The organism is Polaribacter sp. 11A2H, assembly GCF_011379025.1.
In the GTDB taxonomy this organism is placed as follows: Bacteria; Bacteroidota; Bacteroidia; order Flavobacteriales; family Flavobacteriaceae; genus Polaribacter.
Genome location: NZ_WTLD01000004.1, coordinates 258,588 through 281,380, shown reverse-complemented (window position 1 = coordinate 281,380; position 22,793 = coordinate 258,588). Strand labels below are relative to the sequence as shown.

Annotated in this window: 26 protein-coding genes and 3 tRNA genes; 17 read left to right on the top strand and 12 right to left on the bottom strand. The window is 30.1% G+C overall.

Annotated features, from left to right (window positions below; all coding sequences use genetic code 11):
• The first annotated feature begins 96 nt into the window (after window positions 1-96).
• The 4 genes from GQS58_RS07265 to GQS58_RS07250 are packed head-to-tail and all read left to right on the top strand — an operon-like array spanning window position 97 to window position 3,376.
• Window positions 97-540, top strand: a complete 444-nt coding sequence (locus tag GQS58_RS07265; RefSeq protein WP_166384367.1) for a GNAT family N-acetyltransferase — start codon at window positions 97-99, stop codon at window positions 538-540.
• A gap of 47 nt (window positions 541-587) precedes the next feature.
• Window positions 588-1,394 (top strand): pyrroline-5-carboxylate reductase, encoded by an 807-nt coding sequence (proC, locus tag GQS58_RS07260; RefSeq protein ID WP_166384365.1) that lies wholly within the window; start codon window positions 588-590, stop codon window positions 1,392-1,394.
• A gap of 1 nt (window position 1,395) precedes the next feature.
• Entirely contained in the window at window positions 1,396-2,166 is a 771-nt protein-coding gene (proB, locus tag GQS58_RS07255) for a glutamate 5-kinase (RefSeq protein ID WP_166384363.1), read from the top strand.
• A 10-nt stretch (window positions 2,167-2,176) separates the two neighbouring features.
• Window positions 2,177-3,376 carry a glutamate-5-semialdehyde dehydrogenase gene (locus GQS58_RS07250; RefSeq protein WP_166384361.1) on the top strand — a complete coding sequence of 400 codons (1,200 nt, stop codon included), beginning with the start codon at window positions 2,177-2,179 and terminating at the stop codon, window positions 3,374-3,376.
• 384 nt (window positions 3,377-3,760) lie between these two features.
• Here the strand turns inward: GQS58_RS07250 and GQS58_RS07245 are convergent, their stop codons facing one another.
• From GQS58_RS07245 to GQS58_RS07235, 3 genes are all read right to left on the bottom strand, one after another.
• The gene (locus tag GQS58_RS07245; protein WP_166384359.1) at window positions 3,761-5,566 is read right to left on the bottom strand and encodes a GNAT family N-acyltransferase; all 1,806 of its coding nucleotides are present in this window, start codon (window positions 5,564-5,566) and stop codon (window positions 3,761-3,763) included.
• A gap of 178 nt (window positions 5,567-5,744) precedes the next feature.
• Window positions 5,745-6,998, bottom strand: coding sequence for an aspartate kinase (locus tag GQS58_RS07240; RefSeq protein ID WP_166384357.1), 1,254 nt, complete (start codon window positions 6,996-6,998; stop codon window positions 5,745-5,747).
• A 1-nt stretch (window position 6,999) separates the two neighbouring features.
• Complete coding sequence (locus GQS58_RS07235; RefSeq protein WP_166384355.1) at window positions 7,000-7,479, bottom strand: GNAT family N-acetyltransferase; 480 nt, start codon at window positions 7,477-7,479, stop codon at window positions 7,000-7,002.
• A gap of 174 nt (window positions 7,480-7,653) precedes the next feature.
• Between GQS58_RS07235 and fbp the strand changes: the two genes are divergently transcribed.
• The 5 genes from fbp (at window position 7,654) to GQS58_RS07210 (ending at window position 10,507) form a co-directional block, all read left to right on the top strand.
• Window positions 7,654-8,664 (top strand): class 1 fructose-bisphosphatase, encoded by a 1,011-nt coding sequence (gene fbp / locus GQS58_RS07230; protein ID WP_166384353.1) that lies wholly within the window; start codon window positions 7,654-7,656, stop codon window positions 8,662-8,664.
• Window positions 8,665-8,777: 113 nt separating this feature from the next.
• The gene (locus GQS58_RS07225) at window positions 8,778-9,386 is read left to right on the top strand and encodes a superoxide dismutase (RefSeq protein WP_166384351.1); all 609 of its coding nucleotides are present in this window, start codon (window positions 8,778-8,780) and stop codon (window positions 9,384-9,386) included.
• Window positions 9,387-9,911: 525 nt separating this feature from the next.
• Window positions 9,912-9,983, top strand: a tRNA-Gly gene (locus tag GQS58_RS07220).
• 15 nt (window positions 9,984-9,998) lie between these two features.
• A tRNA-Leu gene (locus GQS58_RS07215) sits at window positions 9,999-10,084 on the top strand.
• 337 nt (window positions 10,085-10,421) lie between these two features.
• A tRNA-Leu gene (locus tag GQS58_RS07210) sits at window positions 10,422-10,507 on the top strand.
• A 241-nt stretch (window positions 10,508-10,748) separates the two neighbouring features.
• On the opposite strand, the gene GQS58_RS07205 is transcribed toward GQS58_RS07210, so the two are convergent.
• The 7 genes from GQS58_RS07205 to GQS58_RS07175 all read right to left on the bottom strand — a co-directional run bounded on the left by GQS58_RS07205 (window position 10,749) and on the right by GQS58_RS07175 (window position 17,067).
• Window positions 10,749-11,606, bottom strand: coding sequence for a pseudouridine synthase (locus GQS58_RS07205; RefSeq protein ID WP_166384349.1), 858 nt, complete (start codon window positions 11,604-11,606; stop codon window positions 10,749-10,751).
• Window positions 11,607-11,642: 36 nt separating this feature from the next.
• Window positions 11,643-12,515 carry a geranylgeranylglycerol-phosphate geranylgeranyltransferase gene (locus GQS58_RS07200; RefSeq protein WP_317168366.1) on the bottom strand — a complete coding sequence of 291 codons (873 nt, stop codon included), beginning with the start codon at window positions 12,513-12,515 and terminating at the stop codon, window positions 11,643-11,645.
• Between the two features lie 49 nt (window positions 12,516-12,564).
• Window positions 12,565-13,491 carry a mevalonate kinase gene (locus tag GQS58_RS07195; protein ID WP_166384345.1) on the bottom strand — a complete coding sequence of 309 codons (927 nt, stop codon included), beginning with the start codon at window positions 13,489-13,491 and terminating at the stop codon, window positions 12,565-12,567.
• 54 nt (window positions 13,492-13,545) lie between these two features.
• Window positions 13,546-13,941 carry a toxin-antitoxin system YwqK family antitoxin gene (locus GQS58_RS07190; RefSeq protein ID WP_166384343.1) on the bottom strand — a complete coding sequence of 132 codons (396 nt, stop codon included), beginning with the start codon at window positions 13,939-13,941 and terminating at the stop codon, window positions 13,546-13,548.
• 24 nt (window positions 13,942-13,965) lie between these two features.
• On the bottom strand, window positions 13,966-15,075 hold the full coding sequence (locus GQS58_RS07185; protein ID WP_166384341.1) for a diphosphomevalonate/mevalonate 3,5-bisphosphate decarboxylase family protein: 1,110 nt from the start codon (window positions 15,073-15,075) through the stop codon (window positions 13,966-13,968).
• 28 nt (window positions 15,076-15,103) lie between these two features.
• Window positions 15,104-15,826 carry a LytR/AlgR family response regulator transcription factor gene (locus GQS58_RS07180; RefSeq protein ID WP_166384339.1) on the bottom strand — a complete coding sequence of 241 codons (723 nt, stop codon included), beginning with the start codon at window positions 15,824-15,826 and terminating at the stop codon, window positions 15,104-15,106.
• 197 nt (window positions 15,827-16,023) lie between these two features.
• A complete protein-coding gene (locus GQS58_RS07175; RefSeq protein ID WP_166384337.1) occupies window positions 16,024-17,067 on the bottom strand; it encodes a sensor histidine kinase in 1,044 nt (347 codons plus the stop codon).
• 207 nt (window positions 17,068-17,274) lie between these two features.
• Here GQS58_RS07175 and GQS58_RS07170 point away from each other — a divergent pair, with 207 nt between their 5' ends.
• The 8 genes from GQS58_RS07170 to GQS58_RS07135 all read left to right on the top strand — a co-directional run bounded on the left by GQS58_RS07170 (window position 17,275) and on the right by GQS58_RS07135 (window position 21,118).
• Window positions 17,275-17,613, top strand: coding sequence for a hypothetical protein (locus GQS58_RS07170; protein WP_166384335.1), 339 nt, complete (start codon window positions 17,275-17,277; stop codon window positions 17,611-17,613).
• Window positions 17,614-17,724: 111 nt separating this feature from the next.
• A complete protein-coding gene (locus GQS58_RS07165; protein WP_165733783.1) occupies window positions 17,725-18,060 on the top strand; it encodes a hypothetical protein in 336 nt (111 codons plus the stop codon).
• Window positions 18,061-18,122: 62 nt separating this feature from the next.
• Window positions 18,123-18,728: a thiamine diphosphokinase gene (locus GQS58_RS07160; protein ID WP_166384333.1), complete on the top strand. Its 606-nt coding sequence runs from the start codon at window positions 18,123-18,125 to the stop codon at window positions 18,726-18,728.
• 9 nt (window positions 18,729-18,737) lie between these two features.
• Window positions 18,738-18,971: a hypothetical protein gene (locus tag GQS58_RS07155; protein WP_166384331.1), complete on the top strand. Its 234-nt coding sequence runs from the start codon at window positions 18,738-18,740 to the stop codon at window positions 18,969-18,971.
• A gap of 102 nt (window positions 18,972-19,073) precedes the next feature.
• The gene (locus GQS58_RS07150; protein ID WP_166384329.1) at window positions 19,074-19,370 is read left to right on the top strand and encodes a TM2 domain-containing protein; all 297 of its coding nucleotides are present in this window, start codon (window positions 19,074-19,076) and stop codon (window positions 19,368-19,370) included.
• A gap of 149 nt (window positions 19,371-19,519) precedes the next feature.
• A complete protein-coding gene (locus tag GQS58_RS07145) occupies window positions 19,520-19,894 on the top strand; it encodes a hypothetical protein (protein WP_166384327.1) in 375 nt (124 codons plus the stop codon).
• A gap of 117 nt (window positions 19,895-20,011) precedes the next feature.
• A complete protein-coding gene (locus GQS58_RS07140; RefSeq protein WP_166384325.1) occupies window positions 20,012-20,509 on the top strand; it encodes a hypothetical protein in 498 nt (165 codons plus the stop codon).
• 225 nt (window positions 20,510-20,734) lie between these two features.
• The gene (locus GQS58_RS07135; protein WP_166384323.1) at window positions 20,735-21,118 is read left to right on the top strand and encodes a VOC family protein; all 384 of its coding nucleotides are present in this window, start codon (window positions 20,735-20,737) and stop codon (window positions 21,116-21,118) included.
• A 6-nt stretch (window positions 21,119-21,124) separates the two neighbouring features.
• On the opposite strand, the gene GQS58_RS07130 is transcribed toward GQS58_RS07135, so the two are convergent.
• On the bottom strand, window positions 21,125-21,679 hold the full coding sequence (locus GQS58_RS07130; protein WP_166384321.1) for a thioredoxin family protein: 555 nt from the start codon (window positions 21,677-21,679) through the stop codon (window positions 21,125-21,127).
• Between the two features lie 185 nt (window positions 21,680-21,864).
• On the bottom strand, window positions 21,865-22,793 hold a 929-nt coding region (locus GQS58_RS07125), incomplete at its 5' end, for an aminoacetone oxidase family FAD-binding enzyme (protein ID WP_240914576.1).

The following is a 22,793-nucleotide window of genomic DNA, read 5'->3' as shown; positions in this document are numbered from 1 at the left end:
TTTTTTAAATAAACGCTCCTAGCGTTTCACTTCTTTTTTAAGCTTTTTTAGCTTTTCATTTTTTATCGTTTTAGATAAATCAAATCAATAGAAATAATGATGATGATTAAAACTTTTGACGCCTTTACGAGGATGTCCTACATTAATATTAATAAAATTTCAAAATTTTTACACAAGCACTTAGAAGACGACTGTAAAGAGGACAAAAGTGCCATTCGTAAATCACTTTTATATGCCGCCAAAGAAACATCTAACTTAGGTGGCTATGCATTTGTTATAGAAGAAAAAGACAAAATAATTGGCGCAATTGTAGTTAATAAAACAGGCATGAGTGAATATCAATCTGAAAACCTTATTACCTACTTGGCAGTTCATAAAGAATATAGAGAACAAAAAATTGCTACAAAACTAATAAAAGAGGCTACCAACTACTGTAACGGAAATCTTTCTTTAAACATCAATAGAAATAATAATGCCATTGAATTATTTAAGAAAAACGGATTTGAATCAGAGAAAATTCAAATGACATTGTACAAATAATACACAAAATAAAAATCAAAAATAATAGTAACACTTAACACAAAAAAATGAAAATATTAGTAATTGGAGCAGGAAACATGGGGCTAACGTATGCTCAAGGAATGTCTAAATCTAGATTGTTAAAGAAAAAAAACATCATGGTTTTAGATAAATCTGCAGAAAAGCTAGAAGAGCTAAACGGAATATCTCACTTCGATGCATTTGAAGAACTAGGAGACTGTGTGCCAAAAGCAGACATTATCTTTATTGCCGTAAAACCATACCACGCAGAAAACTTATTCAAAGCGTTAAAACCATTTACAAAACCAGGTCAGGTTATTGTATCTATTATGGCCGGTGTTAATATAGAAAACATTAAAAAATATTCTGGATTAAACAAAATAGTAAGAGCAATGCCAAACCTACCAGCACAAATAGGTAAAGGTTTAACGTCTTACGTAACATCTGAAGAAGTATCTAGGTTAGAAAAATTAACCGTAGAAAGTTTATTAGACACCACTGGTAAATCTATGGAAGTAACCAGCGAAAAATTGATTGATGCTTCTACAGGAATTTCTGGTAGTGGACCTGCGTATGTTTTTTATTTTATGCAAAGTATGATGGAGGCCGCATTAAAAATGGGCTTTTCTAAAAATGATTCTTCTGTTTTGGTTAGTCAGACTTTTACTGGAGCTATCGAGTTGTTTAATCAATCTAACTTATCGCCAAATTCTTGGATGGAAAAAGTAGCTTCTAAAGGTGGTACTACACGTGCTGCGTTAGATTCTATGGAAGATAATAATGTAAATGAATTAATTAAAGACGCCGCTTTTGCTGCTTTTAACAGAGCTGTAGAAATGGGTAAAGAAAATTAAAATGTACAAAGAAAGAATAGTAATTAAAGTAGGTACCAACGTAATGACAAACAGAGATAACAGAATTGTTAGACCTGTTTTAAGACGTTTGGTAAAACAAGTTGCAGAATTATACGAACGTGGTATTATTTGTATTTTAGTTTCTTCTGGGTCTGTAATTGCAGGTAAAGAAATTCTAGGAGAATCTAGTATTGAAAATGAAACTCAAAGAAGACAAGTCTATTCTGCTATTGGACAACCAAGAATGATGCGCCATTATTACAATATTTTTAATGATTACGGAATGAAATGTGCTCAGGTTTTACCAACAAAGAGAGATTTTACTCCTGGTGTTCACAGACAGAATATGATAAATTGTTGCGAAGGTTTATTATCTGAAGGTGTAATTCCTATTGCTAATGAAGACGATGCTGTTTCTGTTACCATGTCTATGTTTTCTGACAATGATGAGTTAGCTAGTTTAATTGCACAGTTAATAAATGCGGATAAATTAATTATTCTAACAGATATAGACGGATTGTACACAGGACACCCAGAGGCTGAAAGTAGTAATTTAATTACCAATGTAAACCCTACTGAAGATTTAGACAAATACATAAAAGACAGCAACAAGAAACCTGGTGAAGGTAGAGGCGGAATGGGTTCTAAATTAGATTATGCACAAGAAGCAGCATCAAACAACATACCTACCTATATAGCAAACGGAAAAAGAGATAACACCATTATTGATATTATTGACGGAAAATCTGTTGGTACAAAAGTGGCACTTTAAAATCTACCAAATGAAATTATTAGAAACAACCATTAAAAATAACGTATTAACAAGCATGACCAAAATTCTTGATGAAAATCGAGAAGCATTATTAAAAGCAAACAAAAAAGATTTAGAGGCTTTTAATAAAGAAGATCAGGCAATGTTTGACCGTTTAATTTTAAATGATCAAAAAATTGATGGAATGATAAAAGCCATCAATGAAGTAAAAGCACAAGAAGATCCAGTAAATCAAATCATTAGTGATATTACTTTAGAAAACGGATTAAAAGTAACGAATAAAACGGCTCCGTTTGGTACTATTATGATCATCTACGAATCTAGACCAGATGTTACTGTAGAAGCAGCAGTTTTAGCTTTTAAATCTAACAATAGAATTTTACTAAAAGGTGGTAAAGAAGCTTTACACAGTAATAAAATGTTAGTCGATTTTTGGCACAAAGCATTAACCGAAAATAATCTAAGTGAAGATTATATTAAGTTCTTGCAAATGGACAGAACAGAAACTCAAGCATTCTTAAAAAACCCAACGGAACAATTAGATTTAATTGTACCAAGAGGTGGAGAACGCTTAATTAACTTTGTAAAAGAGCATGCAACGTGTGCCGTTTTAATTAGCGGAAGAGGAAATAACTTTATTTATGTTGATGAAAGCGCCGATTGGAATAAAACCTTAGCGGTAATTATCAATGCAAAAACAGCTAAAATATCTGCTTGTAATGCGTTAGATAAAATTCTTATCAATAAAAATATAGAAGGTTACGAGGCAAAATTAAAAGACTTACAAGCTGTTTTAAAAGAAAGAAATGTAACTATTTTAGTTGATGAAAGCATTAAAAAAGTATTAACAGATGAGACTTTAATTCCGGATGCTAACGTTTGGAAAGAAGAGTTTTTAGCTTTAAAATGTTGTATTGGTGCCGTAGAAAATCTAGACGAAGCTACCAAAATGATTAACACCTATTCTGGCGGACATTCTGCAGCTATAATGACAACCAATGATGAAAATGCAGATGATTTTATGCAACAAGTAGATTGTGCTGCTGTTTATAAAAATTCATCTACAAGATTTACAGATGGTGGACAATTAGGTGTTGGTGCAGAATTAGCAATTAGCACAGACAAATTACACCACAGAGGTCCGTTAGGATTAAAGAAATTAGTAACCAATAAGTACTATATTATTGGAGATGGTAATGTGCGTGTGTAAATTTATTTAATGAACGTTCGCTAACGTTTGGGTACCGAGTTTAAACTTGATAATACTCAATTCACGTTAGCGAAAAAACCCAATACGTTTGTTTATCCCTTTTAAGGAAGTCTGATAAAGATAACAAAACACAAACTAACCACCGTAATGCCATTCATCCTGTCGTTGAAACGACAAAACTAGATGAGAAAAGCACCAAATATTATGTTTAGTTACTTCTACCTTTTAAAGGAAACTTGGTCTATAAAAATACAAACATCACTTATGTATAAACAAGCCCGCGTTAGGGATTGTAGTGAAAAGCCCACAGGGAGGAACGACCGAGGACTTGTAACGGAAAGCCCGACCCTTTTGGGTAACGCACTAATAAAAATATCTGGTATTTTATTTATTCTGCAACTCTGTAGCTTTACGCTCTAATTCTGCCTGAAACTCTTCCATAACTGGTTTTACAGTACTATCTGGAATGTCTGAAACTTTAATATACATTAAACCATCTACAGCATTATTAAATTTAGGATCTACATTAAACGCCACTAAGCGTGCATTTTGTTTTACGTATTTTTTAATTAAAACCGGAATTCTTAAAGCTCCAGGTTCTATTTCGTCGATAATTTTATCGAACTTTTGCATGTCTGATTGTGTGGCATCAAATACAAAATCTTTATCGGCGTCTTTTAATTTTACTTTGTACTCTTTCTTCGGATGAATGTATTGCGCTATATACGGATCGTAATAGTGAGATTTCATAAACTCTATCATTAACGATTTTGAGAAATCTGAAAACTGATTGCTTATAGAAACACCGCCCATTAAATATTTATATTCTGGGTAACGCAGCGTAACATGTACAATTCCTTTCCACAATAGAAATAACGGCATTGGCTTTTGTTGGTATTCGCCAATAATGAAAGCCCTACCCATTTCTATGGTATTTTCCATCATTTGAAATAATTCTGGTTCTATTCTAAACAAGGTTTGAATATAGAAGCCATTAATACCATATTTTTTGTAAATCTCTTTTCCAAGACCCATTCTATAAGCGCCTGCCAAACAGTTTGCATCATTGTCCCAGAGCAATAAATGGTGGTAATATTTGTCGAATTTATCTACATCAATTTCTTTATTGGTTCCTTCACCAACAGCTCTAAAAGTGATTTCTCGTAACCTACCAATTTCATGTAATAAATTAGGAATCTCTTTTGCACTGGCAAAAAACACTTCGTAATTCTTACTTTCTAACAACCTACCATCTCCTTCTCTTAAAGCATCTACTTCTTTAATAAATAAATCTGTATTTCTTTGAGACGTTATTTTTTTTGCTGCTTTTTTAATTTTTATATTCTGAGTAGAAAGTAACTTATGGGCTTTCTCAAACGGATTTGCCAACATATATGTTTTCTTTCTAATAAATTCTGAAAACGCAGAAAGCTCCTTATATTCATCTTGGTCATTAACCGAAATTGGTTTCCCTATTCTTACTTTGACTACTCTACCTCCTCTAGATATTACTTCTGAAGGTAATTTTGCAGTTCTTAAAGTATCTGATATTTTTGATAGAAAATAGAATAAACGACTGTTTTTTGCATGAAAATAAATAGGAATAACAGGTACATTTGCCTTTTTAATAAACCTTACCGCACCTTCTTCCCAAGGTTTATCTACATTTAACTTTCCATCTTTATAAGTAGATACTTCTCCTGCAGGAAAAATACCCAAAGGTTTTCCTTCTCTTAAATGTAATAATGCATTTTTAATACCAGCTACACTAGATTTAGCATCCTTTCTTGATTCAAAAGGATTTACAGGCATTACATAAGGCTTTAAGGGCTCAACTCTGTGTAGTAAAAAATTGGCTATAATTTTGTAATCTGCTCTTTTTTCTATGAGTAGTTTTAGTAATAAAACACCATCTATACCGCCTAAAGGATGGTTAGATACCGTAATAAAAGGCCCCTCTTTTGGAATTCTTTTTAAATCTTCTTCCGGAATTTCAAATTTGATATTGCAATCATCTAAAATACTATTTAAAAAATTTAAATCTTTTTTATTTTTATTTTTCTCGTAGATTCTATTGATTGCAGATATACGAAGTATCCTTAATAGAATCCACCCAATAAAAGTTCCAAAAAAACCAAACTTTTGTAAACCAATTACTTGTGCAATTTCTTTAGCTGTTACTAATGCCATATATTATAATTAGACGAACTGCAAACTTACTAAAAAAAAATATTGAATTACTATTTAGTTACTAAAACAGATTAAATACACCAATTTTACATATATCAAAGACTCTTTAGCTATTAAAAACTTAAGATTCTTTATTGTTGAAAACGGATAAAATTAGTGTCCTTTTTATATTCTGAAGTTACTTTGTTACTAAAACAATTTGTATAGTTTCTTTATTTACTTGTGTTAGTAAAGGAGTTCCTTTAGCTTCAATACTTGCCACAGCTTTATCATCAAAATGACGCACAGTAAACAGGTCTACACCCTTCTGAACATCAATTTTAAACTGCGTTTTTAACTCATTGTAAAATTCATCAAACTTATTAAATTTATTATCGATACAAACAGAAAAACTAATGGCTGAGTTTTGAATTAAATTTACTTTTAATTGATAATCATGTAATTTTTGAAAGATATAACTGATATTATTTTCTACCATAAAAGAAAAATCTAACGCAGAAATAGATACCAAAATTTGGTCTTTCTTAACAATAAAACATGGTATAAAAGGTTCTAACATTTTTCCTAAAGAAACTCTAGTACCTGTTTCTTTAGGGTTGATAAAAGAACGTACCAATAACGGAATGTCTTTTCTTTCTAAAGGTTGCAATGTCTTTGGGTGAATAACAGAAGCTCCGTAAAAAGCCATTTCTATAGCTTCTTCATAAGAAATTTGCTCTAATAAAGTAGTGTCTGTAAATACTCTTGGATCTGCATTTAAAACCCCAGGAACGTCTTTCCATATAGTCACATTTTCTGCATCTAAACAATATGCAAAAATACCTGCCGTATAATCTGACCCTTCTCTACCTAAAGTAGTGGTATTTTCTGTATCATTTGCTGCAATAAAACCTTGGGTAATATTTAATTTAGATGCATCTAATTTTTTACTGATTAGTTCTTGCGTTAAATTCCAATCTACTTTTGCATCTCTATAGTTACTATCTGTTTTTATGTAGTTTCTAACATCGAACCAGTTATTTTCTACACCAATTTTGGTTAAATACGCACTTACTATTTTGGTTGATAAAAGCTCTCCAAAACAGATAATTTGATCATATACATAATTATATCTCTGTGAAGTATTTCTGGCTAAGAACCAGCTTAATTCTCCTAAAAGAATATCTATTTCTTTATAAATTTCATCGTCCTTATCAAACAAATCATTCATTAAATTTTTGTGGAAGTCCTCTATAACACCTAAGCTTTCAGACAACTTATCTGTCTTATTATAATAAGCATCTATAACCTCTTCAAAAGCATTTGTTATTTTACCCATGGCAGAAATTACAACTACTGTACTTTCTGTTCCTTCGCTTTGTAAAATTTGTGTTACATTTTTTACACTTGCTGCATCTTTTACAGACGCTCCTCCAAATTTAAAAATCTTCATTTTAATTATTTTGAATAAATTTTGATAAGTTTTCTTTGTCCATTTGTACTACCGACCAATCGCTTAAATACGTTGCTCCCGTACTTTTATAAAATTCTACTGCATTGGTATTCCAATCAATTACTTCCCACGCAACTCTTTTAAAGTTATGATCATGAGCATATTTTAAAACAGCAGTATACAAAGCTTTTCCTGCTCCTATTTTCTGTTTACTTTTAGTAACTATTAAATCTTCTAAATGAATAGTTCTTCCTTTCCAGGTAGAAAAACGCTCGTAAAACAAAGCAATACCAATAATTTTATTTTCTTGCTCTGCAACAAAAACCTTAAACTTAGGATTCTTAGAAAAACCATCTTTTATTAAATCTTCTACTGTAATTTCTACAGCATCTGGTTCTTTCTCAAAAACTGCTAATTCTGTAATTAAATCTAATACAGATTGCATGTCTTTTTCCTCTCCTAATCTTACAATAAAATCCATCTTTTTATAAATTTTAGTCAAAGATAGTTATTTACATATCTACCAAAAATATTTGAAGATTTTAGACAATTATTTTTGAATTGTTTAAATTTCTAAAGCAAATTAAACAACGAAAACGTTGTAGTAACTTTAAAAAAAATAGATATTTGTTGAAATAATTACACAACTCTAAAAATGACAGGAAAAAAACAAACTTTAGGTGAATTTATTATAGAACATCAACATGCTTTTAAATATAGTTCTGGAGAGCTTTCTAGCCTTCTAAACTCTATAAGATTAGCTGCAAAAGTGGTAAATCACGAAGTTAATAAAGCTGGTTTAGTAGACATTATTGGTGCCGCTGGAGACACGAATATTCAAGGAGAAGATCAACAAAAATTAGATGTATATGCTAACGATAAGTTTATACAGACTTTAACAAGAAGAAATATTGTTTGTGGTATTGCTAGTGAAGAAGAAGATAGCTTTATTTCCATTAATAGTAATGATGAAAATCATCAGAATAAATATGTTGTTTTAATTGATCCTTTAGATGGTTCTTCTAATATTGATGTAAATGTATCTGTAGGAACTATTTTTTCTATTTATAGACGTATTACACCAACAGGTACTCCTGTAGAATTAAAAGATTTTTTACAGAAAGGAAGCGCACAAGTTGCAGCGGGTTATGTAGTTTACGGAACCTCTACGATGATTGTTTATACAACCGGAGATGGTGTTAATGGATTTACTTTAAACCCTGCAATTGGTACTTTTTACCTGTCTCACCCAAACATGAAATTCCCAGAAGACGGAACGATGTACTCTGTAAACGAAGGAAATTACTTAGACTTTCCTTTAGGTGTAAAAAAATATATTAAATATTGCCAAGAGGAAGAAGGAAACAGACCTTATACCAGCAGATATATTGGTTCTTTGGTTTCTGATTTTCATAGAAACATGATAAAAGGTGGTATTTATATGTATCCAAAAGGTTCTAGAAACCCGAACGGAAAATTACGTTTACTTTATGAATGCAATCCAATGGCTTTTATAGCAGAACAAGCTAACGGAAAATCTTCTGATGGATATACAAGAACTATGGATGTGGAGCCCACTGAGCTACACCAAAGAGTTCCTTTTATTTGTGGAAGCAAAAATATGGTAAATCAGCTGGAAGAATTTATGCAAATACACGGAGAATAAATCTTATTTATACCTTAATAAATTATCAGACCATAAATTACTTGTAAAACCATCCATTTATTGTTAATTTTACAATCGTAAATAATATACTAACTTTTTTAAAATATAAAAAAATGGCTTTTCAATTACCGGAATTAGGATACGCTTACGATGCGTTAGAACCAAATATTGATGCAAAAACTATGGAAATTCACCATAGTAAACATCATCAAGGATATACAAACAACTTAAACAATGCAATTGCAGGTACTGACTTAGAAGGAAAATCTATTGAAGATATTCTTACTAATTTAGATATGAGCAATGGAGCTGTTAGAAATAATGGTGGTGGTTTTTACAATCATTCTTTATTCTGGACAGTTTTAAACCCAAATGATAGAGGATATTTATCTGGTGAATTAAAAGATGCTATTGAAGCAGCTTTTGGTACTAAAGATGATTTTATTGCAGCTTTTTCTAAAGCAGCAGCTACTCAATTTGGTTCTGGTTGGGCTTGGTTATGTGTTTTACCAGGAGGTAAAGTAGAAATTTGTTCTACGCCAAACCAAGATAATCCATTAATGCCAGGTGTAACTTGTGGAGGAACTCCAATCTTAGGATTAGATGTTTGGGAACATGCTTACTACTTAAACTACCAAAACAGAAGACCAGATTATATCAATGCATTTTTTGATGTAATTAACTGGAATGAAGTTGAAAAACGTTACGCAACAGCAAAGTAAGCAACGAAGTTGCTTTAAGTATCTTACTTAAATTTTAAGTAGGTTTACTTTTATTATAATAAAAAGCATCCTAAATTTAGGATGCTTTTTTCATTTACAAAAAGCCTGTTTTCTTTCTAAAGTTACTTATTATTCACATTTTCTTAAAAATAGCTCTTACTTGTATTGAACTCTAACTTTAGATTACAACTAGTAAAAACACCTTTAACCATTCCATTTCTTAAAAAAAACTGATTACAACCCTACTATATATTAGCTCCACTAGAAGCCTCTATCCATAAAATTACAATACAACTTACCTTAACTATTTAAGCTCTCTATTATTCTAAATTAAAAACTAGAATTTGTTAGCTCTACCAGTCTCTATAGTCAAAAAAAGTTACTCGTTTTAATAACAAAATAACCAAGGTTAAAAAAAGTAAAAAAAACCAAATAAAAACTTGTCAGAATAATAAAAGATATTATATTTGCACCGCTCTTAGGAATAAGGGTAATTAAAAAGAAAGTTCTTTTGAAATTTTGACTGCGAAAGTAGCTCAGGGGTAGAGCATCACCTTGCCAAGGTGGGGGTCGCGGGTTCAAATCCCGTCTTTCGCTCTATTCAATTACCATGCTGAAGTGGTGGAATTGGTAGACACGCTGGACTTAAAATCCAGTGGTCAGTAATGGCCGTGCGGGTTCAAGTCCCGCCTTCAGTACAATAACCGTTGTTAATCTTATGATTTTCAACGGTTTTTTGCTTTTACAAACTTAGGCGCTCGCCCACCTTCTTTAATTATAACCTTTATTTATTATTTAACTTTAAATAACAATAGCGCTATATTTAAGAAAAAAAATATTTAAACAATAGATCTTTAATACTTTACAGAAAATAATAAAAATAATTAATTATTTTTCCATTTAAATATTGCGTACTACTAATAAAGATACTATATTTGCACTCCTTAGAAATAAGGACAACTATAAAAAGTTCTTTTAAAATAAAAAAAGTAAATTTTGATTCAATTTAATCATTTACTTTAGATAAAATACCATGCTGAAGTGGTGGAATTGGTAGACACGCTGGACTTAAAATCCAGTGGTCAGTAATGGCCGTGCGGGTTCAAGTCCCGCCTTCAGTACAATAACCGTTGTTAATCTTATGATTTTCAACGGTTTTTTGCTTTTACAAACTTTCCGCCCCAGCCCCCTTCACCCTTTGATTATTATACCTGAATATTGTTTCGTAAAAGTTTATAGTGTAAACAGACACCTTATCAACCTGAACCTAATTAAAGGACACAGATTAACTATCTATAAACATAATACAACATGATTATATGGTAAAAAAAAATCCAGCTAAAAGCTGGATTTTTAATTATTCTATTTCATTATTTGAAGATTGGTAACCTCTAAATTAGTTAACTCTCTCCATCTACCTCTCGGTAAGTTTCGTTTTGTTAATTCAGCAAAAACAACTCTATCTAGCTTACTTACCTTATAACCTACGTGTTCAAAGATCTTACGGACAATTCTATTTCTACCAGAATGTATTTCAATACCAATTTCCGATTTTGGTTGCCCATCTACATAAGAAACAGCATCAATAAATACTTTTCTACCTTCAATAATAACTTCTCCTCGTAGTTTCTCTAAATCTTTTAACTCTAATTTTCTATCTAGAGAAGCGTGATATAGTTTACGAACATTGTGTTTTGGATGCGTTAATTTCTTAGCTAAATCACCATCATTTGTAAACAACAACAAACCAGTTGTGTTTCTATCTAATCTACCAACAGGGTAAATTCTCTCTTTTGATGCATTTGCTATCAATTCCATTACTGTTTTCCTACCTCTATCATCATCCATTGTGGTAATGTAGTTTTTAGGTTTATTCAGTAAAATATATTTTTTTTGTTCTGGTGTAATAGAAGTTCCATCAAAACGAACAATATCGTCTGGCTGAACTTTATACCCCATTTCTGTTACCAGCTTTCCATTTACTTCTACACTACCATGCTCTATATAAGTATCTGCCTCTCTACGAGAACATACACCAGAATTTGCTATGTATTTGTTTAAACGGATTCCTGAGGCATCATTATTAGCCTTTGGAGCTTCTTTAATTTTGGTAAAAGTTTTCTTCGGAGCCTTTCTTGCTACAGGTTTGCTCTTTCTACTTAAAGGAGTACTTTTTTTACCTTCTTGTCGTCCTCTCGACGAGTTTTTATTTGAATTCATTACTTAAAAATTTTTGCAAAAATACACAAAAAAACCTTAATTCAATCGGTCTATTACTTTTTCTACAATTAGTTCAGGCTTTATAAAGATTAAAGAGAAAACTCCTATTAAAAGTAAGATTTTCAAAACATTATGCATTAATATATAATGTTTCGTTTCGGAAGAATTCCATAAATAAAAGCCTAGAAAAACAAGAACAAATAAAGCAAAGTAAAAATAATATCTCATGTAGCTTAAAGCAGGATAACTAAACAAAGCTACAATAGGAAATAGTGTTAAAATTAATAAGAATATTGATAATTGTTTTGTTCTTACTTCTCCATAAAATACAGGAAATGTCTCATAATTATTTACTATTGCCCCTTTCATACTTTGTAAATCCTTTAGCAATTCCCTTACCATAAGTACTAAAAACAAGAAAATTGCATGTACAAAAATGATTTTAGAAAAGTTCTGAAAATACACAAACACGGCAAAGAAGGGAAGTATGGTAAGCACAGTGGCAGAAACTAAACCTGTAAAAGGATACTTTTTTAGCTTGTGAGAATAAAACCAAATAGCAAAAATATAAATAGCAAAAAACAACGCTGCTTTAACAGATATTAGGCAACCAAAAATAAAACCTAAAAAATTTAAAGTAAAATAAAGCTTTAATTTAGTAGACTGCTTTACATAATTATCTAAACCCGCTTTTAAAGGACGGTTAATGCGGTCTACCTTTGCATCATAAAAATTATTAATAATATAACCAGACGCCACAACACATACACTTGCGAGTACAATGTATAACAAGTCAACATCAAAAATAATATTTCTAAGGGATTTTTTAGGCGAAAAAACAAAAATAGCTGCTAAGTATTGTGCTAAAACTAAAACAAGAATATTATAACCCCTGATAACAGAAACCAAGCTTAAAAGTTTAAAAATAGATTTTTTGACTTTAAAACTAAGCATACATTTAGAATCTATAAACCAGTTCTAACTTATAATCTTTAAGGCTATTTTGAGCTTTTTCATAATCTTCCGTAAAACCTAAAATGTAACCACCACCACCAGAACCACAAAGTTTCAGGTAATAATCATTCGTTTTAATTCCGTTTTCCCAAACTTTATGAAAAGCATCCGGAATCATCGGTTTAAAATTCTTTAAAACAATTTTAGATAAAGATTTTACATTCCCAAACAACGATTTTACGTTTCCTCCTAAAAAATCTTCAATACACGCATCTGTTGTTGTTGCAAATTCTTCACTTATCATTTTTCTAAAACCTTCGTTTTTCATCTTATTCATAAAGATGTTCACCATAGGCTCTGTTTCTCCTATTTGCTCAGAATCTAATAAGAAAACAGCTCCTTTTCCTTGTTTTTGAGAAGGAATACCTGCTGGCTCTATATTATCTTTAGAGTTGATTAAAATAGGCAAGCTTAGGTAACTATTTAAAGGATCTAAACCAGAACTTTTACCATGAAAAAAAGATTCCATTAAAGAAAAGATCTGTTTTAACTTTAACAACTTTTCTCTTGTTAAGTTTTCTAAAACCGTTATTTTATCTTCTGCATATTTATCATAAATAGAAGCTACTAAAGCACCAGAACTACCAACTCCATAACCCTGTGGTATAGAAGAATCAAAGTACATTCCGTTAGCTATATCAGCTTTTAAATCTTTTAAATTAAAAGAAACTAAATCTGTTTTTAAAGCAGATAAATGATTGCAAAGACGTTCTAAATTTTCATTTGAGACCTTACGATTTCCAGATAAATTTGATGACGTTTTTAACGCTCCTCTATAGGCATTAAACGGAATTGCTAAACCTTTAGAATCTTTAATGATTCCATATTCTCCGAAGAGTAAGATTTTAGCATAAAATAATGGTCCTTTCATTTTTCTTTTTTATAGTGTTGCAAAAATACGAATTAATAAATTAACAAAACCTTATTAAAAATTCTTGTAAAAAGTTTTCCAGACACCAACTTTTTCCCCTTTAGTATATTTTCCTTTTTCTTGATTCTTACCGTTTTTATAATACGTTTTCCAGACACCTTCCTCTAAACCTTCTACATAGATTCCGGATGTTCTTAATTCTCCAGATTCATAAAACTCAGAAAAAGCTCCATCATACTTCCCTTTAGAATATCCTATTTTTCTAAAAACCTTACCACTTTTATAAAAATAAATTACTTCTTTAGCATTACTAGAATTTACTGTATAATAAACAGATTTCGCTTGGTTTGTTTCTTTTAACTGACCATCTAACCAAGTGGTTTTTTGTGCGGAAATAGATACTGTAAAAAGAAAAATTATTATGGATACTAACTTTATAAAAGCATTCATTTAAATAGTTTTAATTCTGATAAATTACATTTTATTAGCGCCAAGTCCAACAGAATCATAAATATAGTGATTTTTCTGACAGTATATAGAAAGTACATTTTCTATAAAATGATTTACTTTTTCTTTTTCATTCTCCGGATACAAAACGTGCACATTTGCACCTGCATCTAATGTGAAACAGATATTACTATCATTTTCGTTTCTGTACTCCCAAATTTTATTGATAATCTCTAAGGTATTTGGTTTCATCAAAATAAAATATGGATTGCTAGTCATCATCATTGCGTGCAATGTTAACGCTTCACTTTCTACTAAATTAACGAATGCTTTTATATCTCCATTTTGAAGAATTGCTGACATTTTACCTAAATTATCATTAGCTTGTGTAAAACGACTTTCTGCATACGGATGATTGTGCATTAAATTATGACCAACGGTACTAGAAACTTGTTTTTCGCCTTTATCTACTAACAAAATTGCATCTTGATAATTCTCGAAAACTGAATGTAATTTATAAGGAAATTGAACTCCAAATAAATCTGAACTTCCTTCAATTTCTGGGTGATTTCCCCAAACAACCATTGGGCCTTCTATACTTCTACTTGCGCTACCAGATCCTAAACGTGCTAAAAATGATGCTTTTTTATTGATTTCTTCTACTGATAAATCAGGATTTAACTCCGCTTCTAAACTCATTAAACACATTGCAATAGCACTTAATCCGCTTGCAGATGATGCGATTCCGCTAGAATGCGGAAAAGAATTCTCTGAATTAATCGTCATTTTATATTCAAATATATACGGACAATATTCTTGTATTCTTGTAAAGAATTCTGCAATTTTTGGTTTAAACGCATCTTTCTGTTTTCCTTCAAAAAATAAATCGAAATCTACCTTCTTGTCAATCTGAACTTGTTTCAGATTCTCATCAGAATTACGCTTTTTCTCAAAATCAATGGTAGTAATGGTATGACAATTGTTTAACGTAAAACTAATAGAAGCATTTTTTGGTATTTGCGGATTACTCTTTCCCCAATATTTTACCAACGCAATATTACTTGGTGTTTGCCAGGTAAAACTTGCTTTTTCTACTGAATTGTTATTTGATTTCGAAATAAATTGTGCTGTATCCAAACGTCTTGATTTTGCACCAAAGATAAAACTATTTCAAAGAATTTTCAGTTAACTTTTTAAGTACATTTTCTTTGTAGGTTCTACTAATAGGAATGGCTTTTTTCTCAATTTCAACCAACTCATTAGTGTACGAGTCTGTTTTGTTTAAATTGATAATATAAGATCTGTGAATTCTTAAAAATTGATGTGAAGGTAATTTTACTTCTAAATTAGAAATGGTTTCTCTCGTTACTAAAACCTTGTCTTTTATATAAATCTTAATATAATCCGATAAGCTTTCTACATATAGAATTTCGTCAAAAATAACCTTGACCATTTTACGATCTGATCTTACAAAAATATAGTTATTCTTTACTGTCGTTTCTTCAACATCAAGCTTAGGTGTAATAGCTACCTTAGTTTCAAAAAATTTATTTACTGCTTGTAAAAATCGATCGAATGCAATTGGTTTTAATAAATAATCTACCGCTTGTAAATCGAAACCATCCACAGCATATTCTCTGTAGGCAGTTGTAAAAATAATCTTAGATTTTTTGTTGATGGATTTTGCCAGAGACAAACCAGAAACGTCGGGCATATTAATATCTAAAAAGAATAAATCTATGCTATTTGAATTAGAAACATCAAAAGCTTCCATGGCATTCTTACAGCTTTTAACCAAAGTTAAATTCGGAATTTTAGCTACAAAAGTTTCTATAATTTTTCTAGCAACGGGTTCGTCATCAACAATAACACAAGTAATTTGGTTCATTTTTTAGCTATTTATTTTTAGATTAGAAAGCATGAGATTCCTCGTCATTCGTACCTCATTCTGTCGGAATGACAAACTGTTTGAAAAAAACCTTCAAAACTTGTTACTTCGAAGCATTGAAAAGTCACATAATAATGATAACACAACAATTAGCAACCTTATGTGATTTCTCCTAAAAGGTCGAAATGACAATATTATTAAAACTCAATTTTTAAAGACACTTTAAATGCATCTTTTTTATCTATAATTTTTAGTTGATGTTTCTTCGGATACAACATTTCTAAACGTTTTTTAATATTCTCTAACCCAATTCCGGCATTTATATCTTCTTTTTCTTTGGATGAATTTTCTATTTCAAAAAACAAATAATTAGCATCTATTTTAAGATGAATGTCAACTTTTAAAATTCCGTTAGCAGCAAAACCATGTTTAAAACTATTTTCTACAAACGGAATTAATAACATAGGCGGAATTTGCAAATCATCATCTATATTTTCCTTTTTAAAACTCACCTTTAAAGTATCGTGAAAACGCATTTTTTCTAGAGAAATATAATCTTCTAAATGATTTACCTCTTCTACTAATAGTACTTTTGGCTTTTCTACTTGATATAAAATATAATCTAGTAAATTAGATAATTTTAAAATCATTTCTGGCGCTTCATCCGCTTTAGCGATTGCAAAACCATAAATTGTATTTAAAGAATTAAACAAAAAATGCGGATGAATTTGCATCTTCAAAAACTTTAATTCTTGCTCCTTTAACTCTAACTTAGTTTGTAAAAATTTGTTTTCTAAAGTCTTTTTTTCATCTAACGATTTATAACTGTGTTTTAATATTTTTAAACCGCTTGCCAGAACAACTATAAAAAAAACACAAATCAAAATTACAGCAGGATTTGTAGTTAATGCTGGCATTTTTTGAAATTCTAAATTAAAATAAAACACAAACCCAACTACTTCTATCATTAAAATAGTTGTAGCAACAAAAACACCTGAATAAATAGTATAAAGAACAAATTTCTTATATTGTTTTTTTAATAAATATTTAGGAATTAAATCATATACAAAAACATATGCAGTAATTAATGTTACAATACTTAAAAGAGAAGAAAACCAAAATAAAAAAGCTTTGTTTGATGAACCTACACTAAAAAAACTTTTGAAGAAAAACCAAACAAGCATCCAACATAAAAAATGTATTGGTATTTTTTTTAAGACTAAAATCAGTTCTTTTTGCATATGTTACAAAATAAAAATAAAGATTTAATTTTTAGGATAATTAACGACGGATTACTTATTTTAATCTCTAAAAAGCAAATTTGACACTTTTTATACTAAAACTACCTGTTTTTTGTAGAAACCAAGTAAAAAGGATTCACTCGTCTCAATTATATTTTAAGAACAAACATTACCAATATTTTTGAAACGAATTTAAAAACTTATATTATGAAATATATTATCGATGGAGGCAATACATTTATGATTCCTTTAATTATTCTTTTACTTTTAACACTTTTCTTAGTCATGAAGGGTTTTAAAATAAATTCAGAAAAAAATAGGGAACTCATTAAATCTGTCAGTTTATTTGCACTTGTATTTGGTTTTTTAAACCTTTTTATTGGTTTGTACCAAATGTTTACTATGATTGCAATAGCGAATGATGTATCTCACCAGGTCTTAGGAATAGGCTTAAAATGCGAAATTACACCAGTTATATTTGGTTTTATCATTTTTCTTATTGGCAGATTAGGTGTAATTGCACTTACTTGGATGAAAAAAGAATAAACAAAAAAAACAGTTTTAGTAAAAACAAATTAAAAACTATCCACTGGTCTCAATTATATTATAAGAACAAACATTCTTACTATTTTAAAAACGAACTTTAAAACATATACTATGGAAACAATCACAAACGGATATCCTTTATTTATAATCCCATTAATTATCATTTTTATTATTACTATCATTTTACTTATAAAAAGCATTAAAAATAATACACAGAAAAACAGAGAACTTGTTAAACAAATAAGTCTTTTTGCTCTAGTTTTTGGATTTGGGTGTCTTTTTCAAGAATTGTTTTGGATATTCGAAATGGTTGCTATTGCTACAGACTCATCAGCTGGTGTTCTAGCAGTAGGTTTCAAATATTCCATAACACCAACAATAATTGGTATGACAATTTTTTTAATTGCCAGATTAGGAATAATCGGACTTATTATAAAAGAAAAATAAACCCTAATAATCACTTTCAAAACACCCATTTCATTAATTTTGAAATGGGTATTTTTGCATCCATGAAAAAAGGAACTGTCTTTCTATTGTTAAACGGAGAACCGCCAAAAACACTCCCTGATTTAGACGAATATGAAATTATTTGTGCTACAGATGGCGCGTATCAGTTTTTAAAAGAACAAAATACTACACCTCATTTTATTAGTGGCGATTTTGACTCTCTAGAAAATTTACCAAATGACATAGAGGTTATTCATACTCCGAATCAAGATTTTACAGATTTTGATAAAATGCTAAAAATTCTATTTGATAAAGGCTACAAAAACATTGATATTTATGGTGGAAGCGGAAAAGAACAAGATCATTTTTTAGGAAACTTGCACACAACAATTCAGTGGAAAAACAAATTACAGCTTACTTTTTTTGATGATTATAGTCGTTATTTTTTAGCTGATAAAAACACTTCAATTTCGAATTGTACAAACAAAATGGTTTCTTTGGTTCCTTTCCCTACAGCTACAAACATCAGTACAGAAGGATTGCAATATCCGTTAAAAAAAGAAGATTTATCTTTCGGAGAAAGAATTGGTACAAGAAACAAAGCAACTAATAACGAGATTAAAATTACTTTTGAAAGTGGCGAGTTATTCATTTTCATCAACCATTAAAACAAATAAATGTCTAGAAAAATAAAATTATTATGGGATTTTAGAGGTCCAGATGCAGCACAAACAGCAAAACATCATACTATTCACTTAAAAGAGTTTGCAGAAATGGAAAACTTAACTTTCTTTGAAATAGATATTGAAGAAAAAAATCCTATGTTATTTTCTGCCTTCATTACAGTAGATGAAAAAGATATTAAAGTTTATAGAGATGCTTTAAAACCGCATCGAGGAGAAGTTGGATAATTTCGTTTTCTTAAAAAAACAAAGACACCTTACGGAAAACCGTAAGATTTTTACTTTAAGAGAAGTTAAGTTTGTGATAATTATAACTTAACATTAAAAACAATGAATAAACACTTACTTCAATCTCAAATTAAATCAAGCGGAACTGCCTATTTACTTTTCTTATTTGTATTTGGTACACATTACGCTTATCTAGGAAAATGGGGAATTCAATTATTATTCTGGTTTACATTCGGTGGACTTGGAATTTGGGCATTAATAGATCTTTTTACAATTTCTGGAAAAGTTGAAAGACATAACGCCGAGATATATAGAAAAATTGACAAGATAGAAAAGAGAGAAAGGGAAGATGATCAAGCTAGACAATTGGCTATGATTTCAGCTGTTAAAGGAAATTAATATATTTAAAAAATGCAACAATGTTATATTTCATTTGGTTGCATTTTTTTTTAGAATAGTTAATTATTATACAACAAATACACTTTTTTATTTTTCCTATTATAAAATTAACTAATTTTGCAGTGTCATAATTTGTATGGCAAAAAATAATGAAGCAGAAACACCAAATACTAAAAGTACTATTACTCATTTCAATTTATTGTTCTGGGATGTATCTTTCTGCAAATACAACATCTTATTTTAGCGCGCAAAATGCAAAACAGGATACAGAACAGCTTACCTATTTAGTTACAGCTTCTAAAGTATTTCATGCGCATACACAACAATCAGAAAACTTAGTTTCTGAAACAATAGATTTTTCATTACCCAATTTTAAATTGTCTTCAGACGATTTATTAGCAATTTCTTATACGACTAAACAAGAGTTTAATTCTAAGTTTAAACAGTATAAAAACTACTTAGAAAACACCCTGATTAGACAACGAAAGTCTGATCTTATTTTTCCCTTCCATAATTTTTGGTAACCCTTTATTTTATTTACTAACAACTACCTTTTGCGTAGTTAAAATAAAACATTGATATGTTGCGGATACCCGTTTCATATAAAAACCAGTATATCAAAAAAATTAAAAAAACATAAAATGGATTTAGGTACAATAATAATAGGAGTAATATGTATTGCATTATGTGCACTACCTTTTGTATTAACAAATAGAAACAAAAAAAATAAAGAAAAAAAAGTATTAAACTCGTTGATAGAGTTTGCAAAACAGCATAATTCTGAAATTACAGAACACGAAATTAGTGAGTGTTATGCTATTGGTTTAGATGAAAATAAACATGCAATTTCATTTTTACAAAAAACAAAAGAGCAAGTTAATCTTCAATTTATAGATCTTAACACTATTAAAAACAGCGAGATAAATAACATCAGTAAATCTATAGGGAAGAACGAAACAACACTAGATAAATTAAACTTAAAACTGAACGTTATTGGTAAAAACAAACCTAGTATTGTTCTTGAATTTTATAATTCAGATATTAATTTTCAACCTGGTAACGAATTCGATTCTATAGAAAAATGGAACAAAGTAATTAATTCATTACTTCAAAATCAGCAACAAAATAAAGCTGCATAATACCCTTAAAATAATAACGAATCTTACTTATTCATATACACAAAGTAAGATTCGTTCTTATTTACAAAGTACTCAACACCCATTAGTTCGTTGATGTTTCCCTGAAAATTGATGTAAAAAACTATATTGAATTTGATTAAAATAAAAGAGGCACGTCAATTGAAATTAGATATTCTTTATTAGTTTTGTTGTTAGGAAAAGTAAACCCCTCATAAAACTTTATAAATGCAACCTTTTATATTTAATCATATTGCCCTTTCTGTAAAAGATGTAGATACATCTATAGCGTTTTATCAAAAAGTACTTCAACTAAAAGAAATTAAAAATACTGCTTCTAATTCAAAGACAAGATGGTTATCTCTTGGGGAAGGAAAACAACTTCATATAATTCCTCGTCCTGATGCGATCATTAAAACGAATAAAGCTGTACATTTTGCTTTATCAACCACAGATATTGCCACATTTATACTACATTTAAAAGAATTAAAAATTGAGTATTCCGATTGGATCGGTACAACAAACAAAGACTATGTTAGAAATGATGGAATTCTACAAGTGTATTTTCAAGATCCCAATGGATATTGGATTGAAGTAAATAATGATATCTAATAAATACTATTTCCATTTAATTCCACACCCCATACTTGGTTTTTGGTTTTCTAAAGCTGGTTTATTTTCTAATAAATTGTCTAGAGAGTTACATAAATCAATTCCTGTTACTGGCTTTCCGTTTCCTGGTCTAGAATCGTCTAATTGTCCGTGATAAACGGCTTTTAAACTTTCATCAAAAACATAAAAATCTGGAGTACAAGCAGCATCATATGCTTTTGCTACTTCTTGCGTTTCATCATATAAATACGGAAAAGGATAGTTTTCATCTTTTGCCAATTGCGTCATCAAATCAGGTGAATCTTGCGGATAATTCTCTACATCATTAGAACTAATCGCAATAAAATTAATTCCTTTTTGCTGATACTCATTCGCCATTTTTACCAACTCAGTATTTACATGAATCACAAACGGACAATGATTACAAATAAACATAATTACGGTTCCTTTTTCTCCTTTCGCTTTTTCTAAAGAAAGAAAAGTATCATCAACCGTATTTAATAAATTGAAATCTGGTGCTTTTGTTCCGTTTTTAAACTCGTTAGATTCTGCTCTTGCCATAATTATTGTCTTTTACCACATAGAAACATAGCTTATAAAAACTATGTTTTCTATATTATTATTTATATTCAGAATGTCATTCCGAAATGAGCCTTTTTAGGCGATTGAGGAATCTCATTATAATTATGATGAGCCCCCTCTTCATTCCTCATTCGGAATGACACGGTTATAAAATTTATATTTTACTAATCTTCTGCCAAAGCATTCGCACAAATAAAACCACTTGTCCAAGCATTTTGGAAGTTAAATCCTCCAGTAACAGCATCAATATTTAAAACTTCACCTACAAAAAACAGATTTTCATGTTTCTTACTTTCAAAACGTTTAAAGTTAATTTCTTTTAAATCGATTCCTCCTGCGGTTACAAACTCATCTTTAAAAGTAGTTCTTCCGTTTGCGTTAAAAACTCCTTTGGTTAATTGATTTGCTAAACCTTCTAGTTGATTATTATTTAAATCTGCCCAATTTTGAGTTGCACTAATTCCTGCAGCGAGCACAAAACGTTCCCACAATCTTTTAGAAACCTCAGCAAATGGAGATTTTAAAATTGCCGTTTTTCTAGGCTCTTTCTTTTTTAAGTTTAAAAGAACATTTAAAACTTTATCAGTTGGTCTAGACAACCAATTTACCTCAACATTATATTGATAATTTTTGTCTGCTAAAATTCTTGCGCCAAAGGCGGATAATTTTAAAACTGCAGGTCCACTCATTCCCCAATGTGTAATTAGCAAAGGTCCGGAAGCCTCTAATTTTGTTCCAGAAATGGTAACTGTTGCGTTTGGAACTGAAGTCCCTAATAAATCTACCAAACGTTTATCATTGATATTAAACGTAAACAAAGACGGAACAGGTTCTATAACTTCATGGTCTAAAGTTTCACACAACTCCCACACTTTTTTAGAACTTCCTGCAGCGATTACTAATTTATCTGCTTCAAAAACTTGTTCTTTGGTGTTGATAACCCATTTATTTTCTTGTTGAGAAACCGAATTTACACCACAGTTTGTTAACACTTTAATTCCTAAGTTATCAACAGCGTTTTGAAAGCAATCTATAATTGCCTGACTTGTATTTGCTTCAGGAAAAACACGATTGTCAGCTTCAATTTTTAAAG